The sequence below is a fragment of the Streptomyces sp. TG1A-60 genome, assembly GCF_037201975.1.
Classification (GTDB): Bacteria; Actinomycetota; Actinomycetes; order Streptomycetales; family Streptomycetaceae; genus Streptomyces.
Genome location: NZ_CP147520.1, coordinates 4,235,291 through 4,256,671 on the forward strand (window position 1 = coordinate 4,235,291; position 21,381 = coordinate 4,256,671).

The 21,381-nt window shown below is 70.9% G+C and carries 21 protein-coding genes, 1 tRNA gene and 2 pseudogenes; 8 read left to right on the forward strand and 16 right to left on the reverse strand.

Translation table 11 applies throughout. From position 1 onward, the window contains the following. Positions 1–39: 39 nt before the first annotated feature. From WBG99_RS18165 to WBG99_RS18195, 7 genes are all read right to left on the reverse strand, one after another. Positions 40–216: a hypothetical protein gene (locus WBG99_RS18165; RefSeq protein WP_338897307.1), complete on the reverse strand. Its 177-nt coding sequence runs from the start codon at positions 214–216 to the stop codon at positions 40–42. 638 nt (positions 217–854) lie between these two features. After that, entirely contained in the window at positions 855–1,127 is a 273-nt protein-coding gene (locus tag WBG99_RS18170; RefSeq protein ID WP_338897308.1) for a hypothetical protein, read from the reverse strand. Between the two features lie 73 nt (positions 1,128–1,200). Then, positions 1,201–1,455, reverse strand: a complete 255-nt coding sequence (locus WBG99_RS18175; RefSeq protein WP_338897309.1) for a hypothetical protein — start codon at positions 1,453–1,455, stop codon at positions 1,201–1,203. A gap of 293 nt (positions 1,456–1,748) precedes the next feature. Next, a tRNA-Ser gene (locus WBG99_RS18180) sits at positions 1,749–1,833 on the reverse strand. Between the two features lie 130 nt (positions 1,834–1,963). After that, entirely contained in the window at positions 1,964–2,395 is a 432-nt protein-coding gene (tadA, locus tag WBG99_RS18185) for a tRNA adenosine(34) deaminase TadA (protein ID WP_338900388.1), read from the reverse strand. Between the two features lie 248 nt (positions 2,396–2,643). Further along, entirely contained in the window at positions 2,644–3,171 is a 528-nt protein-coding gene (locus WBG99_RS18190; RefSeq protein ID WP_338897310.1) for a hypothetical protein, read from the reverse strand. 363 nt (positions 3,172–3,534) lie between these two features. Further along, positions 3,535–3,768, reverse strand: a complete 234-nt coding sequence (locus tag WBG99_RS18195) for a hypothetical protein (protein WP_338897311.1) — start codon at positions 3,766–3,768, stop codon at positions 3,535–3,537. A 314-nt stretch (positions 3,769–4,082) separates the two neighbouring features. Between WBG99_RS18195 and upp the strand changes: the two genes are divergently transcribed. Next, positions 4,083–4,718: a uracil phosphoribosyltransferase gene (gene upp / locus WBG99_RS18200; protein WP_338897312.1), complete on the forward strand. Its 636-nt coding sequence runs from the start codon at positions 4,083–4,085 to the stop codon at positions 4,716–4,718. Between the two features lie 42 nt (positions 4,719–4,760). On the opposite strand, the pseudogene WBG99_RS18205 reads toward upp, so the two are convergent. From WBG99_RS18205 to WBG99_RS18220, 4 genes and pseudogenes are all read right to left on the reverse strand, one after another. Then, positions 4,761–5,422, reverse strand: a pseudogene (locus WBG99_RS18205) (LytR C-terminal domain-containing protein). A 120-nt stretch (positions 5,423–5,542) separates the two neighbouring features. Next, positions 5,543–5,839 (reverse strand): type II toxin-antitoxin system VapB family antitoxin, encoded by a 297-nt coding sequence (locus tag WBG99_RS18210; protein WP_003999914.1) that lies wholly within the window; start codon positions 5,837–5,839, stop codon positions 5,543–5,545. Positions 5,840–6,118: 279 nt separating this feature from the next. After that, positions 6,119–6,721, reverse strand: coding sequence for an HhH-GPD-type base excision DNA repair protein (locus WBG99_RS18215; protein WP_338897313.1), 603 nt, complete (start codon positions 6,719–6,721; stop codon positions 6,119–6,121). Positions 6,722–7,070: 349 nt separating this feature from the next. Next, positions 7,071–7,919, reverse strand: coding sequence for a siderophore-interacting protein (locus WBG99_RS18220; protein ID WP_338897314.1), 849 nt, complete (start codon positions 7,917–7,919; stop codon positions 7,071–7,073). A gap of 79 nt (positions 7,920–7,998) precedes the next feature. Between WBG99_RS18220 and WBG99_RS18225 the strand changes: the two genes are divergently transcribed. From WBG99_RS18225 to WBG99_RS18240, 4 genes are all read left to right on the forward strand, one after another. After that, positions 7,999–10,467: a penicillin acylase family protein gene (locus tag WBG99_RS18225; protein ID WP_338897315.1), complete on the forward strand. Its 2,469-nt coding sequence runs from the start codon at positions 7,999–8,001 to the stop codon at positions 10,465–10,467. After that, positions 10,457–11,122: a GNAT family N-acetyltransferase gene (locus WBG99_RS18230; RefSeq protein ID WP_338897316.1), complete on the forward strand. Its 666-nt coding sequence runs from the start codon at positions 10,457–10,459 to the stop codon at positions 11,120–11,122. The genes WBG99_RS18225 and WBG99_RS18230 overlap by 11 nt, the downstream gene beginning before the upstream one ends. 54 nt (positions 11,123–11,176) lie before the next feature. Next, positions 11,177–11,668 carry a cupin domain-containing protein gene (locus WBG99_RS18235; RefSeq protein ID WP_338897317.1) on the forward strand — a complete coding sequence of 164 codons (492 nt, stop codon included), beginning with the start codon at positions 11,177–11,179 and terminating at the stop codon, positions 11,666–11,668. 177 nt (positions 11,669–11,845) lie between these two features. After that, positions 11,846–14,065, forward strand: a complete 2,220-nt coding sequence (locus WBG99_RS18240) for a copper resistance protein CopC (protein ID WP_338897318.1) — start codon at positions 11,846–11,848, stop codon at positions 14,063–14,065. A gap of 38 nt (positions 14,066–14,103) precedes the next feature. Here WBG99_RS18240 and WBG99_RS18245 read toward each other — a convergent pair whose 3' ends face one another. Together WBG99_RS18245 and WBG99_RS18250 are read right to left on the reverse strand one after the other, a co-directional pair. Further along, complete coding sequence (locus tag WBG99_RS18245; RefSeq protein ID WP_338900601.1) at positions 14,104–14,247, reverse strand: hypothetical protein; 144 nt, start codon at positions 14,245–14,247, stop codon at positions 14,104–14,106. A 98-nt stretch (positions 14,248–14,345) separates the two neighbouring features. Beyond that, a complete protein-coding gene (locus WBG99_RS18250; RefSeq protein WP_338897319.1) occupies positions 14,346–15,314 on the reverse strand; it encodes a TauD/TfdA family dioxygenase in 969 nt (322 codons plus the stop codon). 134 nt (positions 15,315–15,448) lie between these two features. Between WBG99_RS18250 and WBG99_RS18255 the strand changes: the two genes are divergently transcribed. Then, positions 15,449–15,712: a pyridoxamine 5'-phosphate oxidase gene (locus tag WBG99_RS18255; RefSeq protein ID WP_338897320.1), complete on the forward strand. Its 264-nt coding sequence runs from the start codon at positions 15,449–15,451 to the stop codon at positions 15,710–15,712. A 70-nt stretch (positions 15,713–15,782) separates the two neighbouring features. Here the strand turns inward: WBG99_RS18255 and WBG99_RS18260 are convergent, their stop codons facing one another. Then, positions 15,783–17,102 carry a cation:proton antiporter gene (locus tag WBG99_RS18260; RefSeq protein ID WP_338897321.1) on the reverse strand — a complete coding sequence of 440 codons (1,320 nt, stop codon included), beginning with the start codon at positions 17,100–17,102 and terminating at the stop codon, positions 15,783–15,785. Between the two features lie 7 nt (positions 17,103–17,109). After that, positions 17,110–17,565: a TrkA C-terminal domain-containing protein gene (locus WBG99_RS18265; RefSeq protein WP_338900389.1), complete on the reverse strand. Its 456-nt coding sequence runs from the start codon at positions 17,563–17,565 to the stop codon at positions 17,110–17,112. A gap of 828 nt (positions 17,566–18,393) precedes the next feature. On the opposite strand from WBG99_RS18265, the gene WBG99_RS18270 reads away from it, so the two are divergent. Then, a complete protein-coding gene (locus tag WBG99_RS18270; protein WP_338897322.1) occupies positions 18,394–19,881 on the forward strand; it encodes a DASS family sodium-coupled anion symporter in 1,488 nt (495 codons plus the stop codon). 484 nt (positions 19,882–20,365) lie between these two features. Continuing rightward, positions 20,366–20,626: pseudogene (locus tag WBG99_RS18275) on the forward strand (restriction endonuclease); the annotation flags it as partial. A gap of 53 nt (positions 20,627–20,679) precedes the next feature. Here WBG99_RS18275 and WBG99_RS18280 read toward each other — a convergent pair. Further along, positions 20,680–21,375 carry a transposase family protein gene (locus tag WBG99_RS18280; protein WP_338897323.1) on the reverse strand — a complete coding sequence of 232 codons (696 nt, stop codon included), beginning with the start codon at positions 21,373–21,375 and terminating at the stop codon, positions 20,680–20,682. Positions 21,376–21,381: the final 6 nt, after the last annotated feature.

Consider the following 21,381-nt stretch of genomic DNA (forward strand, 5'->3'; position numbering starts at 1 on the left):
CGGGGAGGTCGTACGGTGTGGTGGTGCTCGGCGCTGCCGCTACTCGCCGCCGTTGGCCATCCAGGTCATGAAGTCGCCGACGGACCGGGCGGCGTTCGAGACGCCCTCGAACCCTATCTGGACGTAGTCGGCGGCCTTCTCGGGGTCGGTGATGATCACGTACAGCACGAAGACCACGAGCACGTACACCGCGATCTTCTTCCCCTGCACCGCCATCGCAGCCTCCCCCGCCTCTTGTGCCCCGTGGGCCCCATGGGTCCTCTTTGTCGGCGGCGAGTGTAACCCGATCATCCGTTCGCAGGAGAGACCACGATCACGCACAGGAGAGGCCGCGAAGGCACACGGACGAGACCTCGAAGGCGCACGGCAGGGACTGGCAACGCGCGAAAAGGGCGGCCCCGTCTGACGACGGGGCCCTTCTTCGGCGGTAGCGGAGGGATTTGAACCCGCTTACGTCACCTGTCTCACCTGCGGTTTCCCGGGAGTGGGACATACCACCGTGTTTCTGTCGAGGGCGACTCTGACGAGGCGTGCAGCAGCAGATCGCGCAGTGCCGAGGCGGCGTCCGACGGCTCGGTGGGGGTGAGGACGACCTGGTCGGCACTGGTCGGAAGGGCCGGTGAGGGGGATGATGCGCAGGCCGGGTGGCTGGGGGGTGAGTGCGGATTCGGCAGTGAGGCCGATGCCCGTTCCCGCGGCGACATGAGCGGCGATGGCGTGCACGCTGTCGGCGGGGTTCTGATGATGCGCCGGTCGGCTCCGCCGATACGGAAGGCGGACAGGAGGCGGTCGCAGAGACCGCTGTTGATCTGGTGGGGCCAGGTGAACAGCGGTGGTGGACAGTTCGGACGCCCTCAGCTCGACGTGCCCGGCAGGGGGTGGGTCGCGGGTACGAGCGCCATGAACCTCTCGGTGGACAGCACCCTCGCGCGTACGCCGGTGACGTCGCCGGTCGCCCAGCCGATGCCCAGCCCGATCGTCTCCGCCCTCAGGGCGTGAGCCGGGCTGTGGTCGGCATGGCCTCCGGCACGATCATCACGTCCGGTGCGGCGGACTTCGGCGATGCTGACCGTGGAGATCGCGGCGGCGTACCCCTCGGCTTCGGCGACCTTGAGCATCAAGGTCATTCTGCGGTCCTGGTCGGCCAGGAGAGACAGTGGCTGTGCATCAAGGACGAGGAGGGCGCGGGGGAAGCCGGGGCTACTCGCCGTGCCATGTCCGGCGGGCCCCCTCGATCTCCTCGGGAGTGAAGGAGCCGTGCTCGTCCTCGAACACCTCGACGATCTCCCTGGTTTCGGTCAGGGCGAGGGCGTGTTCGACGGCGTCGGAGACGAAGCGCGAGAAACCCCGGGCGCCTCTGCGGCTTCGACCTCGTGGGCAAGCGATCTGGGGATGGTGACGGACTTCTTGACGGTGGTCTCGTCCGGAGGCGCGTGCTCCATAGCCAACCCGCATTATCCCACCACCAAGAGTGGGACTTCTGTCCAGTCGGGTTCCTCGTGGGTGGCGCAGTCGCGTCTGAGCGGGCTCATCGTGATGGCGGACTTGATCGCCGGCGACGAGGCCGACTGTGGGGCATCCCCTCGGAGGGACCGTAGGGGCAGATCCCTCCGAGGGGAGGTGCAACGCGGCTGGCGCGCGGGCCAGTTGTGCTCCTGCCGTCTTCCGGTGCAGCACGGTCGTGCAGTACGGGCCGCACGCAAAACACCCTCCTGGTCGCGTTTCCGCTGGTCAGGAGGGTGTGAGAGCGGTAGCGGAGGGATTTGAACCCTCGGTGACTTGCGCCACACTCGCTTTCGAGGCGAGCTCCTTCGGCCGCTCGGACACGCTACCGAGGGAGACTTTACAGCAAGGAGAGGCCTGCTTTGAAATCGGTATCGGCGGGCCCGGGGGACGGCGCCGACGAGCCGCCGACAAGCTGCCGACGGGGTGTCAGCGCAACGGTGGAGCGGTGTGCCGGGCGTCAGCGGGAGCGGAAGAAGTCGGTGAGGAGACGGGCGCATTCGTCGGCGAGTACGCCCTCGATCACCTCGGGGCGGTGGTTGAGCCGACGGTCGCGTACGACGTCCCAGAGGGAGCCGGTGGCGCCGGCCTTCTCGTCGCGGGCGCCGTAGACGACCCGGTCGACTCTGGACTGCACGAGGGCGCCCGCGCACATCGTGCACGGTTCGAGGGTGACGAGCAGGGTGCAGCCGGTCAGCCGCCATGCGCCGAGTGCGGCGGCGGCCCGGCGGACGGCCAGCACCTCCGCGTGGGCGGTCGGGTCGCCGGTCGCCTCGCGTTCGTTGTGTCCGGTGGCCAGTACGGTCGTGCCGTCCGGGGACAGGACGACCGCACCGACCGGGACGTCACCGCCCTCGGCGGCCCGCCCGGCCTCGGCCAGGGCGAGCCGCATCGCGGCCTGCCAGCGGTCGCGTACCGGATCGGGACCCGGTGCCTCTGCGTCGGTTGCTTCGGTCACCCGGGGAACGTAGCGGATGGAAGTGGCGGCTGGTGCGGACGGACGGGTTCCGGTTGCAGGCGGGGCCCGTCGGCGGATGGGTTCCGTCGGCGGATGGTTCCCGTGAGCGGGCGGGCCCTTGCGTCAGGCGGGTTCCGTCGTCGGACGGGTTCCGACGGGCGGGTCCCGTGGTCGGGTGGGTTCTATCGGACCGTTTCCAGGACCTCCGACGCTCCGAGGGCATCGGCGATCGAGTTGAGCGCGTCGTCGGCGTCGAGGGCGCGCAACTCCTTCTCGCTCACACCCAGGTCGTCGAGGATCTCCCTGTCGCCGACCGGGCTGTGCGGCACGGCCTCGGCGGACGTGTCGTCATCGTCGTCGGAGTCGGACTCACCGTCCTCGGTGCCGTCGAGGTCGAGGGAGTCCAGGTCGGCTTCGTCCTCGCCGGGTTCCCTTCCGAGGAGTTCGTCGGTGAGTAGGATCTCGCCGTAGCTGCTGCGGGCAGCGGCGGCGGCGTCCGACACGTAGATACGAGGGTCTTCCTCGCCATCGATGCGGACGACGCCGAACCATGCGTCCTCCTGCTCGATGAGCACCAGCACCGTGTCGTCGTCGGGCGAGGCCTCACGGGCCAGGTCGGCCAGATCCGACAGGGTTTCCACATCGTCGAGCTCTGTGTCGCTCGCTTCCCACCCGTCTTCGGTGCGCGCGAGCAGTGCGGCGAAGTACACCGTGACTCTCCCACTGTCATAGGTGTGCCGGTTGGGGGTCCCCCCGGCGGAGGCTGCGGGTGGAGAGGCTTGCGGTCCGCACCCACCCACTCGGAATCGTGGCAGAAACAGAGCGCCCAGGGGATGTCTTCGGCTCCCTGTGTCCGGCTGTTCTGATCGCCGGCAGGTCCACCCTTCACCTGCGCACCCGTTGCCGCCACCAGCGGATCGTACGCGGACTTCCTCTCCGCAGACGCGCGACCACCCCGTGGAGCCCCCGCTTGCCTCGCGAGCACGGCACAAGCCTCTTGAAGGCAGGGGGCGAGAAGGGCTGGGGAGGGGCTGGGTGGGCCGAGAGGACGGCGGGGGCCGGCTCGTCCGGGGTCACCAGCGGAAGGTGCGCATGCGCATGGCGTGGCGGAGTCGCACGGCCTTGGCGCGGCGCGGCTGGACCCGGTCGCGCAACTCCCGCGCCTCCGTCAGCTCCCGCAGAAACTGCGCCCGCCGCCGACGACGCGCCGCGTCGTTCTCCCGCCGGGCGCTCGCCGCCCCGTCGGCCGTCTGCGTCTCCCCACCGGCCGTCCGCGTCTCCCCGCTGGTGGCCTGCGCCCCGGCCACCGCCCCTGTCTCCCCGTCGGCCGCCTGTGTCTGCTCACCGGCGGTCCGCGCCGTCCGGCCCGCTGTTCGCGGTGTGCCACCGGTGGTCTGCGCCGTTTCGCGAGGGGACCACCTGGTCTCCCGGGTCGGCTGTGTTGTCCCGCGAGGCGTCCGGGGTCCTTCGTCTTCGGCTGTCATGGGGGCACCACCGTCCGGCGTCGGCTCACCGCTTCGGCTATGTGTCTCCCGCTTTCCCTCTGGCGGGGGGTTGATGCCATCGGAAGGGTGGACGGGGACGCGGCGCCGCGGTTGTGGGCCCGGTTACTGTTGTGGACATGCGTCTCCATGTCGTCGACCACCCCCTGGTCGCTCACAAGCTCACCACGCTGCGCGACCGGCGCACCGACTCCCCGACCTTCCGCCGTCTCGCCGACGAGCTGGTCACCCTGCTCGCCTACGAGGCCACCCGGGACGTGCGTACCGAGCAGGTCGACATCACGACGCCGGTCGCCTCGACCACGGGCGTCAAGCTCTCCCACCCGCGCCCCCTCGTCGTGCCGATCCTGCGGGCGGGCCTCGGCATGCTCGACGGCATGGTCCGGCTGCTGCCGACCGCCGAGGTGGGCTTCCTGGGCATGATCCGCAACGAGGAGACGCTCCAGGCGTCCACGTACGCCACCCGCATGCCCGAGGATCTGTCCGGGCGCCAGGTGTACGTCCTCGACCCCATGCTCGCCACCGGCGGCACCCTTGTCGCCGCGATCCGTGAGCTGATCGCCCGCGGTGCCGACGATGTGACCGCCGTGGTGCTCCTCGCCGCTCCCGAAGGCGTCGAGATCATGGAGCGCGAGCTGGCGGGCGCCCCGGTGACGGTCGTGACCGCCGCCGTCGACGAGCGGCTCAATGAACTCGGCTACATCGTGCCGGGGCTGGGAGACGCGGGGGACCGGCTGTACGGGGCTGCCGAGTAGCCCGTACGAGGGTACGAGGGCAGGTCCCTTACGGGGCTCGGTTCAGCAGGTCTTCCCGGTTGTGGGCGTCGGCTGGGGCCTGGCCAGTTCGGCCAGGGCCCGGTCGGCGTCCTTCTGTTTGCTGAGGGACTTGAAGCCGGTGCCGATGACGAGGTCGACCTCGGTGGCCTTCTCGCGGCCGTCGGTCTTCAGCTGCGCGCCGGTGAGCTGGGTGCCGAGGACGGGCAGGGCCGTGTCCTGGGCGGCCTTCGCGCCGAGCAGTATCGCGGCGGTTTTGACCTTCTTGTCGTACTCCTTGGTCGCGTTGCCCACGTTCCCGATACGGAAGCCGCGCTTCTTCAGCTCGTCCGCGGTCTCCTTGGCGAGACCGGCGCGGGGCGTGGCGTTGAGCACGTTCACGGTGATCTTGCCGGGGGAGGGAAGCCCTTCCCGGAAGTCCCGGAACCTTCGGGCGTTCCGGACTTCCCGGCCCGGCCGCCCGCCGTTGGGGAGGGGCTCACGCGGGTCGCGCAGTCCGCCTTGGGACCTGCTGCGGCTGCCTGGTTCTCGTCGCCGGTGAAGACGTCGATGAGCTGCAGCGTTCCCCAGCCGACGAGGCCCAGCGCGGTCACCGCCGCGATGGCCGCGAGCGCCAGCCTGCGGCGCCTCTTGGGCCGGCGCAGTCTCGGGTACTTGTCCCCCGTGATCCGGTACTGGCCGCCCATGCCAGGAGGAGTCAGCATGCTCATGGGCGCAGCGTAGTGCCGTCGGGCGGTGATGCCTACTAGATGATCATTCACCGCGCTGCAGTCCGACCCGAAAGGGCCAACCAGGGCGGCCTGGTGTCAGTCCAGTTCGAGGACGCGGGCGTGCAGGACCTGGCGTTGCTGGAGGGCGGCTCGTACGGCGCGGTGGAGGCCGTCCTCCAGATACAGATCGCCCTGCCACTTCACCACGTGCGCGAAGAGGTCGCCGTAGAACGTGGAGTCCTCGGCGAGGAGGGTCTCCAGGTCCAGCTGCCCCTTGGTCGTCACGAGCTGATCGAGGCGGACCGGGCGCGGCGCGACGTCCGCCCACTGCCGGGTGCTTTCCCGGCCGTGGTCGGGGTACGGCCGGCCGTTTCCGATGCGCTTGAAGATCACACGGAAAGCCTACCGGTCGAGACGTTCCGGGCGCAGCCATGGCGACGGAGTGCGACTACGGAAAGGTGCCGCCAAGTAGGGCGAAACGGGTAGTTTCTGCGGGGGCGATGGCGGTCGTGCGAGCTTGATGGGGGCGGTGGGCTCGCGTCGGGTGTGGGGCATCTCGTGGAGTGGGAGATCCGCTCGCTCGGCGTAGGCGTAGGCGTGTGGGTGTGGGTGTGGGGGCGTTGTGGCTGGTCGCGCAGTAACCCGCCCCGCCCCTGAGAGGGTCGGGGCGGGTTACTTGCCGGAGGGCTTCGTGGCCTGGGCGGCCTTGGCGGCTGCCTTCATTTCCTGCTTGTGGGCGCGGACCTTGGCCAGGGAGCCGGGGCCCTTGATGTCGGCCACGGAGCGGAAGGAGTCGGGGTCGCCGTAGGAGCCGGCGGCTTCGCGCCAGCCGGTGGGGTGGACGCCGAGCTGTTTGCCCAGGAGGGCCAGGAAGATCTGGGCCTTCTGGCGGCCGAAGCCGGGGAGGGATTCGAGGCGGGAGAGGAGTTCCTGGCCGGTCGTCGCGTCCTGCCAGACCGCGCTCGCGTCGCCGTCGTAGTGGTCGACGAGGTACTGGCACAGCTGCTGGATCCGCTTCGCCATGGAGCCGGGGTAGCGGTGTACCGCCGGTTTGGTGGACAGCAGCGCGGCGAAGGCATCCGGGGCCATCGTGGCGATCTCGTGGGCGTCCAGGTCGTCCGCGTCGAGCCGTTGGGCGATGGTCCAGGGGCCCTTGAACGCCCACTCCATCGGCACTTGCTGGTCCAGCAGCATGCCGACCAGCGCGGCGAGCGGACTGCGCCCGAGCAGCGCGTCCGCCTCGGGGTCCTGGGCGAGGTGAAGGGTGACGTCCATGCCCTGATGATCGCGCGCCCCACCGCCCACCGCAGCCCGGCTCGGGCTGGCGGACGGGTGGGCGGTCGGGTTCCGGGCCTCCCTTGCCGGGTTGCCCCTGCCCAGCTGCGCCGTGGCTCGGGATCGGAACGCTTCCGGTGGCCGCGCGGTCACCAGCTCCGATGTCGGCCGCGGGGCGAGCTGCTGGCGGGCTCCGGTGCAGCCCGCAGCGACACGCCGTGCCGCCGGCTGTGCCGCATGGTCCGGGCACCGGCGTGTCTTCGGCCACGCCGCATGATGCGGGCACCGGCCGGTCTTCGGCCCCCGGCCCGGCGGTTCCCCGTTCCCCTTTCTTGCCGCCCCGGTGGTGCTACGGGCGCCAGTAGCCCAGCGCGTGCATCCGCTGCTTCGGTACGCCCAGTTCCTTACGGAAGTAGGCCGTGAGGGAGCGGGTTGTGGCGGTGTCGCAGGCGATCCAGATGTACGGGGCGGAGGTGTCGTTCAGGAGGACGGGGGCGTCGGTCTTCACTTGGGTGAGGAGGCGGGCACCGGCGTCCTGGCGGGGGACCGGGCGGAAGTCGTGGCGAGTGGGATCGAGGCGGAGGGGGAGACCTCCCGTCCCCTCGGCTTGGCGCTGAGCGGGGGTCTGAGCTGAGGCCTGGGGTCCGCCCTCGCCCTCGGCCTCCGCCGTAGCTTGGGGTTCCGCCCCCGCTGCCGCCTCGGTCTCCGCCCCCGCTGTCTCCTCCGACGGCGTCTCGAACCAGATGGTTGCCGGTGCTGAGGGGAGTGCGCTCAGGAGGGAGTTGAGGGCGGGCAGGGAGGCGGGGTCGCCGACGGCGAGGATGCGGGTGGGGGCCGGGTCCGGGTCGGTGAAGGCGGTGCCGTGGACCGTGGCCTCGATGGTGTCACCGGGTTTGGCGGAGCGGGCCCAGTCGCTGGCGTGGCCTTCGTGGAGGGCGAACTCCAGACTGAACGTACCGGCCGCCGGATCGGGGTCGACGAGCGTGTACGCCCGCTGGTGCGGCTTGCCCGCGGCCTCGAACCAGAGGCGTACCCACATCGTCGGGTGGACGCCGGTCACCGCGAGCATGCCGCCGTCGGTGAGGTGGAGCCGACGGTAGTTCTCGGTGACTTGTTCCGCACCGGTCACAGTGAAGACGAAGTCCTTCGCGCGGAGCAGTTTGAGGACCGCTCCCTCCCAACCGTGTCCCTGCCCCATGGCCTCTGCACCCTTCACGTACGCTTTGATCACAGATTACTTAGGCGAGGCTAACCTAAATCACAGGTGGGGTGCGGGAATGCGGGAAAGCGGCAGCGCGCGGGGGCGCGCGCAGGGGAACATTTCGCTCCACGGGACATATCGTGACGCCTGGGGTATTCCCCACCTCCGCGCCGCCGATGCCCGCGCCCTCGCCCGCGCCCAGGGCCGGGTCACCGCCCTCGACCGCGCCTGGCAGCTCGAAGTCGAACGCCACCGCCTCCAGGGCACCTCGGCCGCCTTCCTCGGCGTCGACGCCCTCGCCTGGGACCGGTTCGCGAGACGGACCCGCCTCGACGACACGGCCCGAAGATGCTTCGCCCGGCTGGAGAGAACGGACCCGGAGACCGCCGACTGGGTCCGCGCCTACGTCAAGGGTGTCAATGACGGGCTTGCCGAAGGGGCGCGGCGCGCGCCCGAGTTCGCGCGGGTCGGGCTCGTCCCCGGGCGTTGGGAGGCCTGGCATCCGCTCGGTGTCTGGCTCGCCACGCACATCCTGTTCGCCGGGTTCCCCGCGAAGCTCTGGCGCGAGGAGGTCGTACGGCATCTCGGTGCCGACGCGGTCGGGCTCTTCGCCACCGACGGGCCCGCCACCTCCGGCAGCAACGGGTGGCTGGTGGACGGTGCCCGTACGGCGACCGGGCACGCCGTCATCGCCGGTGATCCGCACCGGTTCATCGAGGAACCGGGCGTCTATCAGCAGATCCGCCTCTCCTGCCCCGAGTTCGACGTCGTCGGCCTCGCCGTACCGGGCATGCCCGGCATCGCCCACTTCGGTCACACGGGCGACGCCGCCTGGGCGATCACCAACGCCATGGCCGACTACCAGGATCTGTATAGGGAGCGCCTCCGTCGCCGCCGGACAGGTGACGGGCAGGGAGAAGAGCACGGGGACGGGAACGAGGAAGGGAACGAGGAAGGGAACGGGGAAGGGAACGGGGAAGGGGACGGGGAAGGGGACGGGGAAGGGGACGGGAACGGCGGCGTTGTCGAGGCGCTCGATCCGGACGGGGAGTGGCGGGTCGTGCATCGGCACGTGGAGGTCATCGAGGTCGCGGGCGGGAATCCGGTCGAGGTGGAGGTGATCGAGACCCCGCGCGGGCCCGTCGTCATCGGCGGCTTGGCTCCCCACGCCGGTTCCGGCTCCGATTCCGGGCCCGACGCCCACGCCCATGCCCATGCCCACGACGATGCCGATGCCGATGCCTATGCCGAATCAGGCTCCGGCATAGGCTCCGATTCCGGCTCCGTCGGTTCCATCAGTCTTCGTTTTCCGCCCCGCGTCACCGAGGACCTTGGGCTCAGTGCGCTTCTCCCCCTCCTCCGCGCCCGCGAAGTCGCCGATGTGGACCGGGCGTTCGATCGGTGGGCCGAGCCCGTGAACGTCGTGCAGGCCGCGGACACGCGGGGCGGAGCGCTGCATCGGGTGGCGGGGCGGGTTCCGGTACGGAGTCGGGACAACCGGACGCGGATCGTCGCCGCCTGGGAGCCGGGGCACGAGTGGGAGGGGTGGCACCAGACGCCGTACGGCACGTTCGAGGACGGCGTCGCCGTGATGGCCAACCAGTGTGGCCCGGCCGCCCCGTTGGGCGTGGAGTTCGCCCCGCCGCACCGGGCCGAGCGTATCCGCGAACTGCTGAACGAGAAGCAGGTGTGGTCCGCCTCGGACATGCCCGCCATCCACATGGACACCCATCTCGCCTCCGCCGCGCCCTTGTTGGACCACCTGGCCGCCCTCACCGAGGCCCACGACGCCGACACCGACGCCGCCGAAGAACCGGTGCCCCTCAGCCCCGCCGCAGCCGGGCTCTGCCGGCGGCTGCTGCGCTGGGACCGGCGGATGGCGGCCGACAGCGTGGACGCGGCGGCGTACGCGGCGCTGCGCGGAGCGGTCGTACGTCGGCTCGCGGCGCAGCCCGCCTTCGCGGCGCTGGCCGTACCGCCGACGTATCCCGAGGTCTTCCGGCCGTGGCTCTCGGTGACCGTTCGGATCGGGTTCGCGCTCGAACATCTGCTGAGAGCGGAGGAGTTGTACGGGATCGACCGGGCGGCGCTCGTGCGGGAGGCGCTGGAGGAGGTCGCCGGCGCCGAGTTCCGGCGCTGGGGCGACAGCCACCGGCTCGCGCCGTGGCGGGCCCTTCCGGACGAAGGCCAGCACGCCCCCGACGAGCCGGGGCTGGCCGGTGATCACGACTGTGTGCTCTGCACCTCCGCCGTCCCCGGTGTGACCGACCTCAGCGCTCGCGGGCCCGCCGCCCGGTACGTCTGGGACCTGGCCCGGCGTGAGGACAGCCTCTGGGCGGTGCCGTTCGGGGCGTCAGGCGTGGCTGGGTCGGCCCACCACCGCGACCAACTCCCCCTGTGGCTCAGGGGAGACCTCGTACCGGTCGTCACAGACTGGGACCAGCTCACCAGGGACATCGAGCCCGTCCAGGACATTGAGACCGCCCAGGACATCCAGTGCGTCGAGGACGCGGAGGACAATGAGGAGGACTGCCATGACCGTTGAGTCGTACGGCGGCCGGGTGGCCGTCCACGAGCAGGTGGTCGGCGGGTTCGGGACCGTGCGGATCCTGCCGTTGGACGCGAGGGCCGACGCCGGTGTGGTCCATGGCTGGGTGAGCGAACCGCGCGCCGAGTTCTGGGGCATGAACGGGCTCACGCCGGACCAGGTGCGGGACATATACGAGCACCTGGACACCCTCGACACCCACGACGCCTACCTCGCGGTGCACGACGGCCGACCGGTCGGGCTGCTGCAGACGTACGAGCCGGAGGCCGACCGGGTCGGCGAGTGCTACGAGGCCGAACCCGGCGACATCGGGGTCCATGTCCTGCTGGCCCCCGCCGGGGAGGGCGGAGAGCGGCCGGGGTGGTCGTCCTCGCTGCTGGAGGCCTTCTCGTCGTACGTCATGGTCGGACTGGACCGGCGGCGGGTCGTCGTCGACCCGGACGAGCGGAACGAGAAGGCGATAGCGCGGTTCCTCCGGCAGGGGTTCGAGCGCGGACCGGTCGTCGTTCTGCCGGAGATCGATCTGCCGGATGTGTATCTGCCCGAGAAGCGGGCGCAACTGGCGTTTCTGCGGAGGGAGACGGTCTTCGGGCATCGGTCGGCGGGCCGGCGGGCCGGTGGGCCGGAGGCCGGTAGGCCGGCAGACGGGTAGGCCGGTGGGCTGGGGAGTCGGCCGGTGTTCGAGTGGCGGCGTAGCCTCGGGAGCGTGACTCCCGACGATCTCATCGCCCACTACGCGCTGGAGCCCATCCCACGGGAGGGCGGTCGCTTCCGTCAGACGTGGGCCGGGGCCGATCGGGGTGACGGGCGCCCCGAGGGAACCGCGATCGTCGCGCTGCTCACCGCCGAGCCGGGGGACTACTCCGCGCTGCACCGGCTGCCCGCCGACGAGGTCTGGCACTTCTACCTCGGTGACCCGCTCCAGATGCTGCTCCTCGCCCCGGGCGGGCCCTCGCGGCTGGTCGCCCTCGGGCCGGATGTGCTCGGCGGGCAGTACGTGCAGTACGTCGTGCCCGCCGGGACCTGGATGGGGGCGCGGGTCCTGGGGGGTGGCGGTGACGGCGAGGGCTGGACGTTGTTCGGGTGCACGATGGCACCGGGGTTCACGTACGAGGGGTACGAGCACGGGGACACCGGGGAGTTGGCGCGGCTGTATCCGGACCGGGCCGACCTGATCGCGGGGCTGGGGCGGGCGTAGGCCCGGGGGCGGACCGGAGCGCCGGTCGAGGCGGTCGAGGTGGTTGAGGTGGGGGAGGTGGTTGAGGTGGGTGAGGCCGGTCGGGGCTGTCCAGGTCCCGCCCAGATCAGGTCCATCCAGGTCTCGCCCAGGTCGGGACAGGGCGGGTTGAACGCGGCGTTCGCGACGTGCGTACGTATGCGAGGAGTCCGAGGGCCGGCGACAGTGGATCCGGAGCAAGACGTGGGCCGAGGCAGGGAAAGGGACCTGGTCAGGAGCAGGGCCGAGGCCGGAGGCAGGGCCGAGGACCGGGACAGGGGCGAGAGGCGACATGACGGCGGCGCTGGTGTGACCAGTGTGACTACTGCCACCGGCGGGCCGGGCGGGACCGGCGGAGCCCTCGGCAGGTGCCGGCACCGCGCCGGCGGCCGGGTACGAGGGGTTCAGCGCCTGGCGCTGCTGGGCACCGTGCTGGTCCTGTTCCTCCTCGGCGGGGCGGGTACCGCGTCCGCGCACGCCGCGCTCAAAGGGAGTGACCCCGTCGACGGAAGCGTCGTCGAGTCCGCTCCCCGGGACGTCACCCTCCGCTTCACCGAGTCGGTAAGCCTCCTGGAGGACTCGATCCGGGTCGTCGACCCGCAGAACCGGGCGGTCGACACCGGCAAGCCGGGGCGCGCGGGCGGCCGTTCCGACACGGCGCGCGTCACCCTCCCCGCAGACCTCGACGACGGCACGTACACGATCGCCTGGCGGGTGGTCTCGGCCGACAGCCACCCCATCGCGGGTGCCCTGCTCTTCTCGGTCGGCGAACGCTCCGCGACCTCCGCCCCCCTCCCCGCCGACCTCGCCGAGGACCCGCTCACCTCCTCCTTCTACGACATCACCCGCTACTTCGCGTACGGCGCCCTCGCCCTGCTCATCGGCGTGACCTTCTTCCTGGCGGTCGTGCTCGGGGGTGCGAGCGAGGTCCTGCGCCGGCTGCTCCTGGCGGGCTGGCTGGTACTGCTGGTCGCCTCGCTGGTCCTGCTGCTGCTGCGCGGACCGTACGAGCGGGGCAGTGGCATCGGCGCCGCCTTCGACCCGTCCGTTCTGCGCGACACGATGGTGAGCCGGCCGGGACTCGCGCTGCTGGCACGGCTGGCGCTGCTCGCGGTGGCCGCCCTCTTCCTCGTACGCGTCGGTCGTCAGGAGAAGTGGGGGCGGGGCGCGCTCGTCGGCGGGGCCCTGCTCTCCGTCGGCCTCGCCGGGACCTGGGCCGCCGCGGAGCACGCCTCCGCAGGTATCCAGGTGCCGGTGGCGATGACCTCCGCCGTGCTGCACCTGCTCGCCATGGCCGTCTGGCTGGGCGGGCTGACCGCACTGCTCACCGTGCTGCTCCGGGCACCGAGGACCCTGTCCCCCGCCGTGGTCAACCGTTTCTCCCGCCTCGCCTTCGCCTCGGTGATCGTCCTCGTCGTCACCGGCGTCTACCAGTCCTGGCGAGGCCTCGGTTCCTGGTCCGCCTTCACTTCCACGGCGTACGGGGAGATCCTCGTCGCCAAGCTGGTCGCGGTGCTGCTCCTGCTGGTGGCGGCGGGGGTTTCGCGGCGGTGGACGGGGTGGTTGGGGGCGGTTTCGGCGAAGGCCGCCGAGCGGACCGACGTCGCTGAGCCGGACGGGATCGCTGAGCCCGATGCGGCCACTGAGCGGACGGCCACGGCTGCTGCGACTGCGACTGCGGCTGTCGCGGCGGCGCGGGTGCCTGAGCGGGTGGGCGCCGCAGGACGAGTCGGCGACGCCGACGACGTACGCGCCGGTGACAGGGGCGGTGAGCGAGACGGCGGACAGGCTGGCGGCCGGAGCGCGGACACGGCCGTGGCCAAGGGCGAGGCCAAGGGCGGCGACAGGGGCGGTGATCAGCTGCACGACGCCGACTCGCCCGCCGACCGGCAGCGTCATGGCCTTCGGCGTTCCGTCCTCGCGGAGTTCAGCGTCGCGGTCGTGGTGCTGGTGATCACCACCGTGCTGACGGGGACCCTGCCGGGCCGGGCGGCGGCGGAGATCGCGAAGGAGGGCGGGGGCGGGGCGGCCGGGGAGAACACGGCCTCCTCGACGTCGATCCCCTTCGACGTCGGCACCCCGAACGGTCACGGCAAGGTCCAGATCGACCTCGGACCGGGACGTGTGGGCGAGAACTCCGTGCAGGCCGTGGTCTTCGGCCCCGACGGCGGCATCGCGACCGTCCCCGAACTGCGGCTCACCTTCACCCTGCGGGCCCAGAAGATCGGCCCGATCGACGCGAAGCTCACCGACCGCGGCGGCTACTGGGCCACCGACACCCTCCAACTCCCCCTGCCCGGCAAGTGGACGATGAAGCTCACGGTCCGTACGTCGGAGATCGACCAGGTCACGGTGGAGAAGCCGGTACGGGTGAGTTAGCCGGACAGCAGGGCACCAGAGTCAGGACGCCACCAGAGTCAGGGCGGCACCAGAGTCAGGACGCCGGAGGCAGGCGGCTGGGGCCAGGACGCCGGAGCCAGGCGCCCGCCGCGCGGATACCAGCCGCTGGCCAGCAGCGCGCGGTCGGTCCAGGAGCAGGCTCCGACGAGTGCGTCACCCATGCGGTGCCGGCTACCCGGAATCGGCGGCCTGTCCACGCGCTCCCCGGAACCCGGCTACGCGCTCCGGAGAGCCCGGTCAAGCGCTCCGGGCGGCCCGGCTACGCGCTGCGGTCGTGCAGAGGCGCCCCGGCGAGGGCCTTCGACGGGGTGCCGTCCACGCCCACGGGCGGGTCCCCGGCGACCATGACACGGTGCATGATGCGCGGGAAGTCCAGGTGGGCGGTGTCGTTGGGGGCGAGGTGGATGGTGGCGCGGTTGTCCCAGAGGGCCACGGAACCCGGCTCCCAGCGGAAGCGGACCGTGTACTCGGGCCGGGTGATCTGCTCGACGAACATCTCCATCAGGAGCCGGCTCTCGGCCCGGGTGACGTCGACGATGTTCTCGACGTAGTACGGGTTGACGTACAGGACGCGTTCGCCGGTCTCGGGGTGGACGCGGACGACCGGGTGGACGGACGCGACCTGGTGGTCCTGGAGATGGCGGAGGTAGGGGTCGGCGCCGGAGCGGGCGAGGTAGCCGACGCCGAGCCGGTGCTCGGCGCGCAGCCCGTCGGCGAACCGGCGGACCGGCTCGGACAGGCCCGCGTAGGCGGTGGCGAGGTTGGCCCAGGTGGTGTCGCCGCCGTACGGGGGCACGCGTTCGGCGCGGAGCAGGGTCAGGGCGGGCGGGTCGATACGGGCGGTGTGGTCGGCGTGCCAGCCGCGGAGGGTGGAGTGGCGGCGGCGTTCCAGCCATTCGGCCTGGTCCATGCCGTGTTTGCGGCCCAGCTCCTGGCGGTCGGCCGTGGTCTCGATCTCGGGGTGCTCGGCAGGCGAGACCGAGCCCCTCGAACGCAGCCGGACCGGCTCCCCGAAGCGGCGCGCGAACGCGGTCTGCCCGGCGTGGTCCAGCCGCTGCCCCCGGAAGAAAACGACCTTCCAGCGGAGCAGCGCCGCGCGGATACCGGCGACGGCCTCGTCGTCCAGCGGGCCCGCGAGGTCGACGCCGTCGACGTCGGCGCCGATGTGCCCGGAGGCCGGGCGCACGTCGAGGCCGCCGGAGGGTTCCCCCGCGTCGATGGTCGTCATCGCTCACCCTTCACCGTGTCGGTCGCGCCTGTCATGCGTGTCGCACTGGTTGCTTCGCCCCTCGCCGTCCTTCCCCTTCCCCTCCCACTTCTTCCCATCCCCACGGGCCGCGCCCCCGCAACCCCGCCTGTGCCGTGTGGATCGGCGCGGACGGCGGTTCGGTCAAGGTCAGCGACATCGAGAGGTTCGGGAGGGTGTCCCTGGCCCTGGAGGACGGCCGGCTCCCCGTCGTGGCGGAGGGGGCGGCGGAGGCCCGCCGCGGTCCGTTCCCGCCGGACGGTCACGGAGGCATTCGCCACGAAGTACGGGTCGTCACCGCTCCGCACCGGCCGGGCGGAACGCGCGTACTGCTCGAAGTCCCCGTGCGACGCGGGCTGTTGGCCGGCACGGCTCAGTGACCGTCGCGGACGGCGACAGGGGCCGGACCGCTCCCGGCCTGGCCCGGCCGCTCCACCCGTCCGCGCTCGATCAGCCGCGTCCCGCGTGATCAGCCGCGTCCCGCGTGTCCAACGCCTCATGTGCCCCGGCCGAAGCCGTGGTCGGCCGGTCACGTTCGTCCCGTTCGAGTGTGACCGGCCGCCACAGTCGCGCCGTCACCCACGTCCCCACCGGCTCGGTCCAGCGCGCGGTCAGCGGGCCAACGATCACCAGGATCAGTACGTACGCCGTGGCCAGCGGCCCGAGGGACGGCTCGATACCGGCGGTGACGGCGAGGCCGGCGATGACGATGGAGAACTCGCCGCGGGCGACGAGCGCGCCGCCCGCGCGCCAGCGGCCCTTGGCCGAGATGCCGGCCCGGCGCGCCGCCCAGTACCCGGTGGCGATCTTCGTCAGGGCGGTGACGAGGGCCAGGACGAGGGCGGGCAGGAGGACCGGGGGGATGCTGGCGGGGTCGGTGTGGAGGCCGAAGAAGACGAAGAAGACGGCGGCGAACAGGTCGCGCAGTGGGGCGAGCAGACCGTGCGCGCCCTCGGCGACCTCACCGGACAGTGCTATGCCGACGAGGAAGGCCCCGACCGCCGCCGACACCTGGAGTTGCTGGGCGATCCCGGCGACGAGCAGGGTCAGTCCGAGGACGGCGAGGAGCAGTTTCTCGGGGTCGTCGCTGGAGACGAACCGGGAGATGTGCCGCCCGTACCGCAACGCCAGCAGCAGCACGAGGGCGGCCGTACCGAGGGCGATGGCCAGCGTCGCGCTGCCCGCCGCCAGACCGACGCCGGCCAGCAGGGCGGTGATGATCGGCAGGTAGACGGCCATGGAAAGGTCTTCGAGGACGAGGATACTGAGGACGACGGGCGTCTCGCGGTTGCCGAGGCGGCCGAGGTCGCCGAGGACCTTGGCGATGACGCCGGAGGAGGAGATCCAGGTGACGCCGGCGAGGACGACGGCGGCGACGGGCCCCCAGCCGAGGAGCAGGGCCATGGCGGCGCCGGGCAGGGCGTTGAGGGTGGCGTCGACGAGCCCGGCGGGGTACTGGGTCTTGAGGTTGGTGACGAGATCGCTGGCGGTGTACTCCAGGCCGAGCATGAGCAGCAGCAGGATCACGCCGATCTCGGCGCCGATCGCCACGAACTCCTCACTCGCGCCCAGCGGCAGCAGCCCTCCCTCTCCGAAGGCGAGCCCGGCCAGGAGGTACAGCGGTATCGGCGACAGCCGGAACCGTCCGGCGAACCGTCCCAGCAGGCCGAGGCCGAGGATGATCGCCCCGAACTCGATCAGGAAGACGGCGGAGGAGTGCCCGGAGGACTGAGCGAGGAACTGGCCGGAGAACTGCGCGGAGGGGTACATGATCCGTTCACTTCCGCCCGAGTATCGAGGCGGCCGTATCGACACCCTCCCGGGTGCCGATCACGATGAGCGTGTCACCGCCGGCCAGCCGGAAGTCGGGCCCCGGCGACGGAATCGCCTCGGCCCGGCGAAGTACGGCCACGATGGACACCCCCGTCTCGGTCCGCATCCGTGTGTCGCCCAGCACGCGCCCGTTCCAGTGCGACGTCGACGCCAGCTCGATTCGCTCCGCCACCAGTCCCAGCTCCGTGGTGGACAGCAGGTTCGGGCTGTGGTGGTCCGGCGCCAACGCGTCGATGAGGGCGGTCGCCTCCCCGGTCGTCAGTCGTACCGACAGCGCACACTCGTCCGGATCGTCCCGCCGGTACGCGCTCACCGTCCGTGAACCGTCCCGAGCAGCGACCACCGAGAGCCGCCGCTGCTCCTTGGTCGTGAGGTCGTAACGAACCCCGATCCCCGGCAACGGCGTACTACTGAGGCGCGGAGTTCCCACGGCTGGCCCCCTGTCTGATTCGGATATGTCGTCGGACAACCGACAACCGACAACCGCCGGTGCCACTTTAACGAGACCTCGAGGACCGGCCCCGGAGAGGAGGCCGGCCCCCCGAAGGAACAATCCACCATCTGCATCCAGACCACCACCACCTGGCCTCAAGGGCCAACCGAAAGGAACCGCGCCCGACATGATCCCAACGGGCGCCCTCACAACGTGCGAAACGGGAGCCTCGACGTGGTGTGGTGGGGACGCCGTCGCGTCTTGTGTGTGGGGGGCGCGGTCCGTGGCACGGCGTCCCTGAGCAGTGTGGGGCGGGTGCCGTCGCGGTCCGTCACAGGATTCGAACTCGTGAGGGGTTGCCCCCGCCACGCTTTGGCCCGCTTCTTCACGCGGCCTCTCCGGCGCCGTGGTTTCCGGTGGTGCGGCGCCGTTCGTGCGAACCGCTGTGAGACGAGGATGTGGTGGCCGTGTCGGTACCGAGGACGCCCCTGGCGCACTGGTGCGTGCGCTGCTCAGCGCGAACGGGCACCTGCCGGTCGGCGTCCCGCAGCAACTGATCGATGGTTTCCCGGGATGTGACCGTTAAGAACAAAACGGGGACAGATCCTGCGGTACGTGTCAGATTCCCGAGCGCCCCGGTACAGCGAAGTGGCGGAAATGTTCGGAGGGACACTCATGGAAGTTGACACTCAGCGCGTCGAGGGCCAAGCGCGGGCTTCGGCCGGTCCGCGGCCAGGGGCGGACGAGTCGCACCTGTCGCAGAAGCGGGTCTGGTTCGGCCGAATCCTGGGACCCGTGCTCGCGTTCGCGACGTACTTTCTGCTTCCCCAGGACGATGCCCTGTCCACCCCGGCACGGACCACGGCCGCGGTGGTCGTGATGACCGCCGTGTGGTGGATGACCGAGGCGCTGCCGCTGGCGGTGACCTCGCTGGTGCCCATCGTCGCGTTCCCGCTGCTGGGCGTGTTGGAGATAGCCGAGGCGACCGCGCCGTACGCGCACCCCACGGTCTTCCTCTTCCTGGGCGGCTTCGTGATCGCGCTGGCCATGCAGAAGTGGAATCTGCACAAGCGGATCGCACTGCTGACCATGCGGGCCATCGGTACCAAGCCACGGCAGTTGATACTCGGCGTCATGGTCGCCACGGCGTTCCTCAGCATGTGGGTGTCCAACACCGCCACCACCCTGATGATGCTGCCGATCGGTACCAGTGTGCTGGCGCTGGTCATCGCCAAGCGGACCGGCACCGCCCCGGCCGACGCGAAGGAGACCAGCGGTCCTGTCTCCGAACTGGCCGAGGACAAGGACACCAAGAACTTCGCCACCGGGCTGATGCTGGCCATCGCCTACGCCGCCACCATCGGCGGTCTGGCCACCCTCATCGGCAGCCCGCCGAACCTGATCCTGTCCGGGTTCGTCGAGCAGAACTACGGCATCACCATCGCCTTCGCGGACTGGATGAAGGTGGGCGTCCCGCTCTCCGCCGTCTTCCTCGTTGTCGCCTGGCTCTTCCTCACCCGCGTCGCCTACCCCACCAAGCTCACCGATGTGGTCGGCGGCAAGGAGGTCATCCAGGAGGAAATCGACAAGCTGGGCAAGATGTCACGGGGCGAGTGGAACGTCTTCGGGGTCTTCGCCGGTGCCGCCCTGCTGTGGGTGTTCAAGGACCCGATCACCGACTGGTCCGCGCTGACCTCCGTGCTGCCGTTCATGGCGAACCTGACCGACGAGGCGGTCGCGATCGCCGCCGTGCTGCTCCTCTTCCTGCTTCCCGTCGCTCTGAAGAAGGGGCAGCAGACCATGGACTGGCGTACTGTCCAGTCCGGTATCCCCTGGGGAGTACTGCTGCTCTTCGGCGGCGGTCTGAGCCTGGCCAAAGCCGTTCAGGAGACCAAGCTCAGTGACTGGATCGGCACCCGGATGAGCGGGCTCGGCACCCTGCCCACCGTGCTGCTGGTCGCCGTGGTCTGCCTGATCATCCTGATGCTGACCGAGTTGACCAGCAACACCGCCACCGCCTCCACCTTCCTTCCGGTGCTTGGCGGAGTGGCCGTCGGCATCGGACTCGACCCGCTGCTGCTGCTGGCTCCGGCGGCGCTTGCGGCCACCTGCAGCTTCATGCTCCCGGTCGGTACCCCGCCGAACGCCATCGTCTTCGGCTCCGGCCATGTGACGATCCCCCAGATGGTCCGGGCGGGCCTGTGGCTGAACCTGTTCGGAGTGGTGCTGATCACCGGCATGGTGATGCTGCTCGGCGGCTGGGCGCTTGGTATCAGTTTCTGATTCCTGCCCCGCCGGCGGGGCTGCGGCTCCTCGACCCCGGATCCGACCTCTGGCTGGGCGTTTGATGTTGACGCGCCGACTGTTTCACCACGGTTTGCCGCATTCATCGCTCATGCACACGGCCGGAAACGCCTGGAAGCGCCTCGCCCTGGCATGCCAGAGCGTCGGACCGCGAGCTGCGGTCTGACGCTCTGTTTTGCCTGATCAGGCGCCTGCGGAAGATATACGTGGTGCGGCTGCCCGCAGGAGGCGTGCGGCGCGGCTGAAGGCGCTGGCGGTCGGCGGTGGTGTGGTGCTGGTCCTGCTGGTGGTGTTCTGGTCGGCCGTGTGGCCGTACATCACGGGTGCATTGGTCCTCGGTGGCGTCGGTGCGGTGGGCTGGTGGCTGTGGCGTACGGACCGGCTCGTGCGCGGCCGGGACCGTCTCTGGCGGCAGGAAGAGGTGGTGAAGGCAGGGCACCGGACTCTCGCCGAGGTGGACGCGATGACCGGCACTGAGTTCGAGGATCTGGTCGCAAGCCTGTGCCGACGGGACGGCTGCACGCAGGTGCGGCGGGTGGGCGGTGCGAACGGCAACGGCGCCGACGTCGTTGGCTGCCTCCCGGACGGGCGGACCATGGTGATCCAGTGCAAGCGCTATGCGCCGAGCAGACACGATCGCGAGCCGGGAGTTGCGCGATCTGCTGGGTGCCAAGGTGCACTTCGGGGCCGACCTGGCCTGTTCGTCACGACCACGCGGTTCAGCCGCCCCTCCGAGAAGTTCGCTCTGCAGCACGGCATCCTCGCCGTGCACCGGGATCACCTCGGGCTGTGGAACAACGGGGCTTCCCTGCTGTCACACGTGGTGGAAAGCCAGGCCAGCACGTCGGCGACGGTGCGGCCCTCGACCTGCCCGAGCAGTCCGCCGGATCCGAGGGCGTCGACGAACCCGGTGTGCCAGCGGTCCCTGGTCATCTTCCACTTCCCGGTGTCCGGGTCTTGCTCCCAGCGGGGCTTGCCGCGCCGGGTCTCATCGATGCCCAGCACCTCGACCTCGGGCAGCGGATCCTGGACGACCTCGCGGGCGGCGGCGCGGAAGGCGTTCATCACGGTCGGCCAGGACAGGTGCAGATCACGGGCTGCCTGGATGACCGTGGAGCCGGCATCCCTCACGCGCCGCCCGGATGCGGCCCGCAGCCGCCCGGTGATCCGGGCCCCGGCCGGTATCTGCCCGATCTGCTCGGTGAACGACCGCCGTGGACAGGCGGTTTCGCGGCACCACCAGCGGCGCTTGTGCCAGACGAACTCCAGCCCGCGCTCCCCGTAGGGCAGATCACGTGGCCGGGCGGTCGCCCAGCCCTTCACCCGGGAGGCGAAGACCCGACAGACCGGGCAGGCCCGGGCCGAGGCATCCGCCGTGGCCAGATGGACCCGGCGCCCACCGCACTGAAGCCGCTCGACCCGCATGACGGACACTCCGTCGAGGTCCAGCAGCAACGTCGTATCGTTGACCAAGCCCGT